This is a genomic window from Streptomyces sp. NPDC006624 (genome assembly GCF_040611555.1).
GTDB lineage: Bacteria > Actinomycetota > Actinomycetes > Streptomycetales > Streptomycetaceae > Streptomyces.
Genome location: NZ_JBEXOM010000031.1, coordinates 54887 through 65874 on the forward strand (window position 1 = coordinate 54887; position 10988 = coordinate 65874).

Below are 10988 nucleotides of genomic sequence, written 5' to 3' on the forward strand. Positions count from 1 at the left end.
GGGGCGAGGACATCCGCGGGGGTGTCCTCGCACCACGTGACGGCAAGGCGTCGCAGCGACGGCTCTGACCGTCGCCGCCTCACCACAGCTGGGTGCCCGGGGCACCCTTGAACGGACCCCGCACCTCCGCGGTGATCCAGCCGCCGTAGAAGTCGCCCTCCTGAGCCGTGACCTCCTCTCCGTCGACCGTGCAGCGGTCCATGCGGCTCGGGTAGAAGGCGAAGAAATCGGCCAGGGGTGCGTAGCCGGGCTCGGGACGGGGATAGCTCCAGGCGGCGCGAGCGCGTACGTCGTCCCCCACGATGACGTCCCAGTACCGAGCCGACCCCTTCCATTCGCACCGGGTCCGGCCCGCGACCGCCGGGAACAGAAGCTCCGTACGGACGTCCTGCGGAGGGATGTAGAACACGGGGGGATGGCTGGTCTCCAGTACCCGGACGGCCCTGCGGGTCTCGGCCACCGCCTGGCCTGCGCACTCCACCCGCACGTCACGTTCGTCCTTCCGCATGACGGGCGGCCGCGGATAGTCCCAGACCGACTCGGGCGTCCGCGGGGCGGAACGCGGCCCGGGCTCTTCCAGCGGGTCCAGATACACCTCGTCCTCGTAGCACCAGGCCCATTCCCGTTCGCGTGCCAGGGCGCGTGCCACCGGGTGTGCGCTGGAGACGAAGTGGGCCGTGGCGTGAGCACCGCGAGAGCTGTCGCTGCAGCCCACGTGGCCGCAGGTCAGGCACAGCAGCAGGTCGGCCGGTACGCGTCCGCGCGCCGCGCAGGACGCGCACGTCTCACTCAGCGGGGGCGGGTCCGCCGTCCAGATGTGGGAGCAGGGCTTCCCCGAGGGCCGTCCGCCGTCGGGCCGGGGCGTCCATCTCGTCATCGCTGATCACCGGCCTGTGCAGTCGACATCACCCTTCTCGGCGGCACTGCGCCCCGGCCCATGCCCATGTCGGTCACGCTCACTCCTCTGCGGTCCCTGTCCTCCATACTCTTTCGCCCCGACACCGCACAGGAGATGCAGGCCACCGGGTAATCCGTCCCCAGCGGCGATCCTCCAGGCCTGAGGCAGGCGACACCCCGGGAGCGCCCACAGTGGACTCGGCCCGCAACGCCGAGGTACTTGCTGCGCCTGCTCCGTGCGGTGCTCGGTCACCGGCGACGGGAACGCGATCCCGGCGTTGTCAGAGACCAGGTCGGGAAGGACCGGACACCCGGCGGATCCGAAGGAATCCCCGGCAGCGCGGGCCGCAGGCACCCGGCTCTAGCCACCCGGCCTGCCGACGCTTTCGCAGGTGGGCAGCGCGGTGGGCTCTTGCCGGGTGCGGACGGCCGGGAACCAGGCGTGCCCGGACGGCTCTTCGGGGACCTTCACCCGGTACCAGCGCGTGGTGCCGACGCCGGTCTCGTCAGCCACCCGGTCCCCCTCGAATACCACGCAGTCTGCTTCCAGCACGTCCCCGTGCCAGATCCGACGCTCGGAGACATTGCCCGACTTGTACTTCTTGTACGGGTTCAAGGCCAGGCCCATGCTGCAGCCGCGCAGCCGCTCGGTCTGATTCCGGCACGGGGTCTCGACGTTGTACACGATGATCCGCGCCGTGCGTCCTGCCTTGGCTCCGTCATCTGTGGCCCGTTCCGTCAACCACCACCAGCCCCCGGTGGTTGCGGCGACGGCCAGGACAGCGGCGCCCGTCACCGCGGAGATGCCCGGACGCCCGGGCGCGGTGCGCCGACGCCGGGTGAGCGTGAGGGCGGATTGGCGGGCCAGAGCCAGCATGCGGTCGGCGGTGGCCGGGGCGCGGCTCGCGTGGTCACGGGCAAGGCAACGAGTGACGAAGTCCCGTCCGGTGGCGTCGAGAGCGGGATGCAGGCGCAGCGGGGCTCTGCCGCACGCGTACTCCTGGACCGCTGCCGCCCGCGCTCCAGCGGTGGCGCCGGGAAACGGGAGGGATCCTCCGGTGAGGATCTGGTGCACGGTGACGCCCAGGGCCCAGATGTCGGCCGTGGGACGTACCGGGACCCCGCGCTCACTGATCTCCGCCCGCCAGCGTTCCGGCGGCAGGTAGTCCGGCGATCCGAGGGGCGGCGCGTAACCGTGGGTGCCGTCCACCCGCGAGACCAGTCCGAAGTCGGCCAGCCGGACCGAGCCGTCCGGCATGATCAGCACGTTGGCGGGCTTGAGGTCGCCGTGGACCCAGCCTTCCGCGTGGAGGTGGGCGAGCCCTTCGCAGATCTGGGTGATGACCCGGTCGGCGTCCGCGAGCGGCTCGCCGTCGGTTGCCGTGTCGAACCGATCCTGCAGGCTGCCGGAGGCGCGTTCCATGACGAGGACGACGGCGCCGTCCAGGTCCGGCCGCTCCTCGTCGTTCACCACCAAGGTCTCCAGGACCTGGATGAGCCGGTCGTGGGCAGCGGTCCGACTGAACTGGACTTCACGCTCGGCCAGTTCCCGCCACTCGCGGGAGCGGCGCGGCCCGAAGGCGTTCGTCATCACGAATTTCAGGGCCACCTCGTCCGGTGGTGAACCGGCCGTCCCGCCGCCGGGATCCTCGTCGGCGGCCCGGCGTGCGGCATAGACGCTGCCCCAATTGCCGGACGCGAGAGGGGAGACCACTTCCCAGCGTCCCAGCCTGTACCCGGCCGGCACGGGAACCGCCCAGTCTTCGCCCCCAACGACACGCGGCCCTTCAGTCACGCGGCGGCCTTCGGCGCCGCGCCCCCGTAGGCCCCTGCCTGCCGCGCGCCGTTGAGGTCGTTCCGCAGCCCGGAGCTCGTCGTACCGGCACCTGGAGCATCCCCCTCCATGGCAGCGAGGACAACCACTGTCATGGGGGTGACATCGTGTATGCGCAAAGTCATGCTCCTGCCAGGAAACTGAGGCTTCGGCGACGTACGGCATGTATGACAGACGGACAAAAGGATAGAGCGCGTCGGCCGGGGTCGCCGCAGGTTCCAGCTCGTGACAGCGCCCGTGGTGAGCCGCAGGCGGATCCACTTGCTCGGTCGTGGAGCACGAGGTGGACGCGTTCGGCCCGCCGCTCGTCGACTCGGCCGGCATCGGCTTCGCGCTCGGCATCGACTTCGCGGACGGCGCCTTGTGCGACGGGCTCGGCACTACCGGCGACGACCTGCCGTGGCCTGACTCATCCGTGGTCCCCCGACAGCGACGGTTTCGCCGGCGGGAGGCCAGGTGCGCGGGACGGCAGTAGCGACAGGTGTTCCTCACGGACCAGGCCGAAGCGCAGCGCGACGCCGACCACCGCCTCGCGCTTGCCGGTGCGCCGCGCACCGCTGCCCGGGGCGGCGTTGTCCCGCAGCCCGCGCACCCGCAGCTTCTGCTCCGCCAGATAGTCGATGTGGGCGCTGACCGCCCGAGCGGTCAGCCGCGTCAGCGCCGGGTGGGTGCGGAGGCGTTCCACGACCTGGGGGGTGGTCGGCACGGACACGGCCGACGCGTCGCGCAGCCGCGGTTCGCAGAGCGCCACCAGGACGAGGAAGTACGTGGCGGTCTCGTCCAGGGAGTAGGCGGGGAGCGTTCGGGTGCCCCGCACTCCGGCGGGATCGTCCGGGTCGAGGTAGACGTGGTCGGGCGCAAAGACCTGGAAGCTCACCGTGGAGCCCTGGGTGGGCAGCACCACCCGGGCGAACTCGAACGGGATGGGCGCCCCGGACCGGCGCGGCGCGATCCGAAGGTACTCTCCGGCCCCTTCCGGGTTTTCGACCAGATAGCTGTGGGTGGTGGAGTAGTTGCTGAGCCGCCAGTGGTCCTCGGTCACCCGGATCTCCCCGGCGAACCGGGAGACGGCCGGGTCGGGCAGCAGCAGTTCGACCGGATGCGCCGTCGTGCCCCGGCCGAAGCGCGCGGTCTCCCCCGGGCCCAGGTGCAAGGTTGTGGGCTCCCCGCCGTGCGCCGGCGGCACATGAATCAATATGCCGCTCATCGGCGGTTTCCCCTCTCGTCACGGCCGGTGCCCAGCCGCCAGGGATGGTAGCCAGCGGAGTTGGCCTGTGCGGGCTCGCCTGCTCACATCGGCTGGAAGACGCCGGTGAGGGAAAAGGCGGCCGCCCGCCCCAGCGCGTCCACTGTCCCGGTTCATCGCGTGGTCGCGCTCCGGCGCGCGTGTGGTGTCCGGGACGTGGGGGCCCATGCGCGCGGTGACAGCGGCTGCTCCCGGTGCTCCGGCTACTCCGGCCCTACCTCACAGGGCCACAGGACGTCACTCCGCGAACTTCCGGATGACGCACCCGATCGCTTCGCCGTTACGTTCTGCAGCGTCCGATCGGCCGCGCACGTGCGGTCGGCGGCGGCACGAGGCGCTCCGATGAGTGGAAGCACACCGCTTCTGCTCGATCACGACGCGCCTGACAGCAGGCTGGAGACGAGCTTTCACAGGGAGGAACGGTGCGACGTCACCGCAGAGCCGTCATCGCGGCGGCGGCCCTCGTGACGGTGGTCGGAGCCGTGGGCCTCGCGAATGCAGGGCCCGAACCATCGACTCCACGACCGCATGCTCTCAGCGAAGCGCAGAAGGACACGCTCCACGAAGCCGAAGAGGTACTGACCCGTGCCTGTATGGCGAGCCACGGCTTCACAACGTGGGTGGTGCCCCGGCGACCGCTTCCCGACGATCGTGACTTTCCCTACGTTGTCGACGATCTCAGGTGGGCGTCGAGACACGGATACGGGAGCGACCTCTCCGCACAACGCGAGAAGTTGCGCACGTCCGACCCGAACCGGCGGTACTTCGCCGGATTGACGTCGTCGGAACAAAGGCGCGCGCTGGATGCTCTTCACGGCAGGAAATCAGCCAGGCACATCACGGCTCGTGATCCCGCCGGAATGACCGTCGGCCGCGTGGACGACGGCTGCACGGCGCAAGCCCAAAGGGAGCTCTACGGAGACCTCGAGACATGGTTTCGTGTCACTACGGTCACCGATGCTCTCGCCGCACTGCGAAGCCGCATGACCGCCGGCGACGCCGAGTTCACGAAGTCGGTCGAAGACTGGTCGGCTTGCATGCGAGCCCGCGGATTCCCTTACACGACCCCACAGGAAACCCGCGCCGCGTTCAACGCGGATCGCGGGATCAGCCGGGAAAAGGAGATCCGCACAGCGGTCACCGAGGCACGCTGCGCGGCAAGTACCGGTCTGTCCCGAACAGCTCACCGCCTAGACGAGCGGTACGGCAAGCAACTCCGCCAGCGGTACGAGGAGGAGGTGCGTACCAGGCTCACGTTGGAGAACGAAGCCCTTGCTCGCGCCCGCACCACCGTCCGCTCGCAGTGACCATCCACCGGAACACCCGACCACCACCGAAAAGGACAACATGAAGAAGATCAGCATCGCCCTGACCGCTCTCACCCTCACGGCCATGGCTGCGGCCGCCCCGTCCGCCTCCGCACAGCCCACCCGGTCCTCGTCGACGCCGGCGGCCTCCGCCCCGGCGGCCGCAGCCGCCGACGGATACCTGTATGCGTGGGACGGCTTCCGACGCACCGGAGCCCAGTGCCGCTGGCTGAACGACGACACCGACTGGTCGACCTGCTCCGGCATCAGCATGCGCAACAAGGCGAGCTCCCTGGAGAACCGCGGCTATGCCGGTGCGTACGAAGACGTCGACCTGTTCTGGACCACGGGCTACGGCGGCTCCAAGAACTGCCTGCCGAACGGCCGCTACCTCGACAACCTCACGGGAATCTACTTCCTGTGGGACGGCAAGTCGGGCCAGGGACAGACGATGAACAACAACATCTCCAGCCACCGCTGGTCCAACAACTGCTGAGGGTCCCCAGCTCCTCACCCCGCGCTTCACTTCAATGCTCCGCGTGCTCCGCGGAGGTGGCAGGACGAATCCGGCCTCCTCCGCGGCAGCCGTGGAATGCGGTCCACCCCGAGGGTGGTGTCCCGTTCCTCAGCTTCCCCGTAAGCGACCGCTTCCTCGTAAGCGACCGCCCACCGCGGCGGCGTTCTGCGGGGCCTGCCGACGCGGAACGCCCCGGGCCCGGAGGCCTGAGGCGTCCTGTCGGGGTGTGCCCTTCCACCGCCGCCGAGTCCCTGGTTCCCCGCGCGGCTGGCTCCGCTCCGATTCCCACGCCCGACGCGTCGCCCCGGGTGGCGACGCGTCGGGCGTGGAATCCAGGTCCACCCTCTCCAGTTCCTCGTTCGCTTCAATCAAGGACCGCAGTGGGGCTGTGCGATCGTCGCCGAAGCGCGGAAACACCGAAACGGATTGGGGCCTTCGTCATCCTGATCACGGCAGTCACCGGCCGGACCGAGAGCATCAGCCACCCCTCTCATGCTGAGCGTGCCCTGCGGATCAATGCGGTTGACGGGGCCGGGAAAGGTCTCGTGAAGACCGTTCTCGCCCTTGGCCACGCCTTGACCTGAGGTCGAGGCGGCTCGAGATCGTCTCGGCAGCTGTGTCTGTGGCAGGTCATCGATCAGCGCTGAGGAGGCAGACCGCTGGTGCCCACGCCTTTGAAGCGCCAAGCTATGAGGGCCCACACGACGACGACGATTCCCAGCCCGATCCATGCCTCACTGATCCCCTGGCCCACGATCAGATAGATGAGCAGCAGGACGCAGGGCACGGTGGCGATGGTCGTCCATCGCAAGTTCCTGCGGGTTCTGCTGGCGTCGGTGAAGCTTCCCTGGTTCATACTCGCTCCTTCCGAAAAGGGTGGGAGGGGGCTCCCCCTCCCACCCTGCGACGGCTCAACTAGTCACCCTTGATGGCGCCTGACACGATCTCGCCGGCGTAGAAACCCACGCCCGCGCATACGGCGGGAGCCACCGCCGCTCCCACCGCTGTTCCTGCGGTCAGAGCGCCACAACCCAAACCAGCCACTGTGCCGACGGCCCACCCAGCCACACTGGCCCAAGCCGCACGGGTGTCGCCGTGGAAGGCGGCGATACCGGTGTTCAGCAAGTCGCTGCCTTTGCCGAGCCCTTCAAGCACGCCTCCCATGCTGAGCGTGCCCTGCGGGTCGATGCGGTTGACGGGGTCGCCTTCGGCGTAGAGGTAGGGGTTCTTCTCCTGGCCCGACGGGTCGGGCTGGGTGAAGCGGCCGATGCTGGCGTCGTAGTAGCGGGCCTGGAAGTGGTACAGGCCCGTGGGGTCCTGGTAGCCGCCCGCGAAGCGGTAGGGCTGGGCGACCGGTTCGGACGACTGGGCCAGGATGCGCACGCCGCGGGGGCTGTAGGCATAGGTGTTGACCTTGTTGCCGCCGCCGTCCGCCAGGGCGACCACGCTGCCGATGGCGTCCGTGAGGTAGTAGTACGTCTTGCCCCCGGTCGTCATGGAGTTCAACGTGCCCCCGGGCTCGCGGTTGAAGCCCATGTCCGCACCGGCGGTTGTCTTCGCGGACAGGCCCAGCGGGCCGTTGTGGAAGGAGGTGTCACCGAGCTTGATGCGCTCGCTCTGGTCGGTCGAGCCGTACTGGCCGGCGTACGTCTTTCCGCTCACCGTGATCGACTTCAGCTGCGAGTGGTCCGTGTACGACTCACCCGTGCGGGCGTAGTCGTCCGTGGAGGCGCCGGCGGTCTCGTTGCCGACGGCGTCGTAGGACCAGGGGCCGCTGGTGGTCGACTTGGCGGTGAGTTGCTGGGCGTCGTTGTAGGTGTAGGTCGTGCCGCGTGGGCAGCCCTGGTCGGTTCCTTGCGAGGTGAGGTTGCCGGCCAGGTCGTAGCAGTACTGCCAGGAGTCCGTGACCGCCCCGGACTTCTCCTCCTTGGCGTAGGAGAAGCGGCCCGCTCCGTCGTAGGAGTACGTGCGCTTGGTGGTGCGGACGTTGTCCGTCAGGGTGCGGATCTTGGAGCCGTCGGTGCCGGCGTTCGTGCCGTAGCCGTAGGTGTAGGCCAGGTCGACCAGGGTGCCTTGCGGGGAGGCCGCCTTGATGGCCTTTGGGCGGCTGGCGTTGTCGACGTCGACCTTGTGCACCGTGCCGCCGGGGTAGGTGGTCGTCGTGCGGACGTCGTTGTTGTTGTAGCCGTACTTGGTGATCTTCCCTTGCGGGTCTTTCAGTTCGGTGAGCTTGTTGACGTCGTTCCAGGTGTAGTCGGTCGTGCCGGCCGGGTCCCTGTAGTAGTCGACGTTGCCGGACGGGGTGTAGGCGAGCAGGGTCTGGGAGCCGTCCTGGAGGTGGCGGACCGTCTCGCGCTGCAGCGGGTCGAACTCGTACTTGGTGGTGCCGGTGCCGTCCGAGCGCTGCACCAGGTTGCCGTCGCCGTCGTACCAGTACTCGACCTTCACCGTGTTCGGGGAGGTGACGGTGCGGATGCGGTCGCGGTTGTCGTAGGTGTACGTCTTGGTGACGCCGCGGGCGTCAGCGACCGTCTCGGTGCGGCCCAGCGCGTCGTAGGTGAAGGTGCTCTTGTCCAGCGGCGCGGGGGGCTTGACCCATTCGAGGTTGCCCTTGGTGTCGTAGTGGAAGTCGGTGGTGACCGTCTTCGTGGAGGTCATCTTCGTCTTCGCCTTGCAGCGCTGGCCCTCGAAGCCGCCGCAGGTGGGTGTGGCGGGGTTGTAGTCGTAGGAGATGTTGCCGCCGCCGGTGCCGGTCTGCGCCACCGAGGTGGTGTTGCCGGCCGTGTCGTAGGTGAAGCTGGTCTTCTCGCCGTCGGCGTTGGTGGAGTCCTTGGGCACGTCGCCGCCGGCGATGGTCTGCCAGGTGTTGACCGTCCTGCCACCGGTGGGCAGGGTGACGGATTCGACGTTGTTGCGGGTGTTGAAGCCGTAGTCGGTGACGTTGCCCGGAGTGGTGCCCGAGCCCATCGCGTCCGTGGTGGAGTCGATGTTGTTGTTGGCGTCGAACTTCGTCGACCGCTTGCGGCCCAGCGCGTCGGTCACCTCGGTGACCCGGCCGTCGCCGTCGTGGGCGTACCGGGTGGCGTGCAGCTCCGGGTCCTTGGCCGTGGTCGTGCCGGCGGCCGTCGGGGAGGCGGCGGAGTAGCTGTAGGTCCAGGTCGGGCCGGTGTGGCCGTCGCTGTTGAAGGCGGTGCCGCGCAGCATGGAGGTGACGCGGTTGGTGTCGTCGTAGGTGAAGACGGTGACGCGGCCCTCGGCGGTGGTGATCTTGTCGATGCGGCCGGAGGAGTCGTGGCGGAAGGTGACCGTCTTGCCCTCGGTGTCGGTGGTGGAGGCAAGGTTGCCGTCCGCGTCGAGGTCGTACACGGCGGTGCGGCCGGTGTTGTCCTTGGCCTGCCATTGCGAGGCGTCGGTCTTCACCAGGTCGATGAAGCGGCCTGAGCGGGTCTCGGCGAGCTTGAAGCCCTTGTTCTCACCGTTCTCGTCGTGCTGGGTGACGGTGATCGTGCCCTTGTTGCGGTCGGTGACCTTCGTCAGGGTCCCGTACTGGTTGTAGGTCTCCTTCGCACCCGACTTCCACTTGGTCAGGGTGTAGGTGCCGTCCGTGTTCTTCTTCAGGTCCTGCGAGTAGCCCTTGGGGGTGGTGAAGGTGCCGTCGCTGTTCCTGGTGAAGCGGACGGTCGCGCCGGAGGTGTCGTAGAAGACCGCCTCGGTGGAGGAGAGGGACAGGTAGCGCTCGTACTGCTGCCACCAGCGCTGCGAGACCCTGCCCCAGGGTGCATCAAGGGAGTTGTAGGTCCGCGCCAGTTGCAGGCGCTGACCGACGCCGGCGATGTCGAAGTCCGTCGCCGTCAGCATCAGGTTGCCGGTCGAGTAGTCGATCTTCGCGGTCAGCGCGTCCGTGATCGCGAAGCTGGTGTAACGGTGCCAGGGCACATCACCCTGGCCCTCGGGGACGATGCTCAGCGCCGAAGCATTGGCGGCCGTGGTCCGGGACGATGTCTGCTTGCCGTCGCCCCCCTTGCCCGAGGGACCCTTGACGCGCTCACGCTGCTCGCGCTGCCAGGGCAGGAACGCCTCGTCCGTCGGGTTCTCGGACCGCTCGGACGCCACCGGACGGTTCTCACCGACCTTCACCGCCGGCATCTCGAAGTCGGGGCTGTCCTTGCCCCATACCGACACCGGCTTGTCGTCGGCCGCCGCCACGCCCTCGCCGGGGAGAACGGAGACGGCCAGTGCGATCGATGTGACCGCCGCCAGGGTGACACCGGTTGCTGATCTCTTGCGGGCACGCCGAAACGGCATGCCGAAGGCACGCTTGTGCATGACTTCCCCCCACAGGAAGGCAGACCCCGGCAACCCCAGCGGCCACCGGGCGCCCACAACCTGTCACAGGACTCGCACAAACTTCCGTGCCGTGCCCTGCAACTCCCCTACCATGCGGGCAGGAACCAGCCCCTCCCCTTGACTCGGCAAAACGGCGTGAACGCGACACATCGAGAGGCAAGGCACTCTGAACCAGTCGATGTGCGCACGTTCAGCCTGCAACGATTGACGAGTTCTTTTCCCTACGACAACAGTTTGCTGCGGACCTGACTCCGCGACGGGCGCCTGCAGGGCTGCCCAGCGGCGCTACTCGGCCGAGTGAACGCGTCAGCGAGCGGGGATCTGCCCACGTACGAACGCATCGTGCCGGGCATGAAGCCGATCAGCGAAGTACACGTGGCGCAGCCGGGCCTGGGTTCTGGCTCCTTGATGAGCGCCGTGCCCAGATGAGGATGGCGGCGAGGTGGAGTCCGGCCTGGTCGGCAAGGGCGAGTTTGCCGGTTCGTGTGGCCGTGCCGCGCCGCTGTTCGAGGCGGTTGATGCACCGCTCGACGGTGTTCCGCTGCTCGTTTGCGTCGCTGTCGAAGCCGGGCGGGCGTCCGCCTCGGCGGCCGCGTCGCAGGCCATGGACGATCTGGTCCGACGGCTGTGGGATGACCGCGCGGATCTGGCGCCTGCGCAGGTGACCGCGGGTCGCGCGGGGTGAGTACGCGCGGTCGGCCAGGACCATGGCGCATCCGGGTGCCGAGGACCGGCCCGGCCGGTCCTCGGCACCCGGATGGGGGGCCGGGGCGCCGACAAAAAGGGGGGGGGCACCGGCAGGGGCCCCGGGGAGGGGAAGCCCCCCCCGGAAAGCGGCCC

7 protein-coding genes and 1 pseudogene are annotated in these 10988 nt (G+C 68.8%); 2 read left to right on the forward strand and 6 right to left on the reverse strand.

Going from position 1 to position 10988, the window contains the following annotated elements; translation table 11 throughout:
• Positions 1–79 precede the first annotated feature (79 nt).
• The 3 genes from ABZY20_RS34620 to ABZY20_RS34630 all read right to left on the reverse strand — a co-directional run bounded on the left by ABZY20_RS34620 (position 80) and on the right by ABZY20_RS34630 (position 3938).
• Positions 80–877, reverse strand: a complete 798-nt coding sequence (locus ABZY20_RS34620) for a DUF427 domain-containing protein (protein WP_356447076.1) — start codon at positions 875–877, stop codon at positions 80–82.
• Positions 878–1258: 381 nt separating this feature from the next.
• Complete coding sequence (locus ABZY20_RS34625) at positions 1259–2611, reverse strand: serine/threonine-protein kinase (RefSeq protein ID WP_356447078.1); 1353 nt, start codon at positions 2609–2611, stop codon at positions 1259–1261.
• 529 nt (positions 2612–3140) lie between these two features.
• A complete protein-coding gene (locus ABZY20_RS34630; protein WP_356447080.1) occupies positions 3141–3938 on the reverse strand; it encodes a serine/threonine protein kinase in 798 nt (265 codons plus the stop codon).
• Between the two features lie 461 nt (positions 3939–4399).
• On the opposite strand from ABZY20_RS34630, the gene ABZY20_RS34635 reads away from it, so the two are divergent.
• Entirely contained in the window at positions 4400–5284 is an 885-nt protein-coding gene (locus ABZY20_RS34635) for a hypothetical protein (protein WP_356447081.1), read from the forward strand.
• Between the two features lie 40 nt (positions 5285–5324).
• Complete coding sequence (locus ABZY20_RS34640) at positions 5325–5780, forward strand: hypothetical protein (protein WP_356447083.1); 456 nt, start codon at positions 5325–5327, stop codon at positions 5778–5780.
• Positions 5781–6438: 658 nt separating this feature from the next.
• On the opposite strand, the gene ABZY20_RS34645 is transcribed toward ABZY20_RS34640, so the two are convergent.
• From ABZY20_RS34645 to ABZY20_RS34655, 3 genes and pseudogenes are all read right to left on the reverse strand, one after another.
• Positions 6439–6657, reverse strand: coding sequence for a hypothetical protein (locus ABZY20_RS34645; protein ID WP_356447085.1), 219 nt, complete (start codon positions 6655–6657; stop codon positions 6439–6441).
• A 59-nt stretch (positions 6658–6716) separates the two neighbouring features.
• On the reverse strand, positions 6717–9947 hold the full coding sequence (locus ABZY20_RS34650) for an RHS repeat-associated core domain-containing protein (RefSeq protein WP_356447089.1): 3231 nt from the start codon (positions 9945–9947) through the stop codon (positions 6717–6719).
• 562 nt (positions 9948–10509) lie between these two features.
• Positions 10510–10907 (reverse strand): annotated as a pseudogene (locus ABZY20_RS34655) (transposase); the annotation flags it as partial.
• Between the last annotated feature and the right edge of the window lie 81 nt (positions 10908–10988).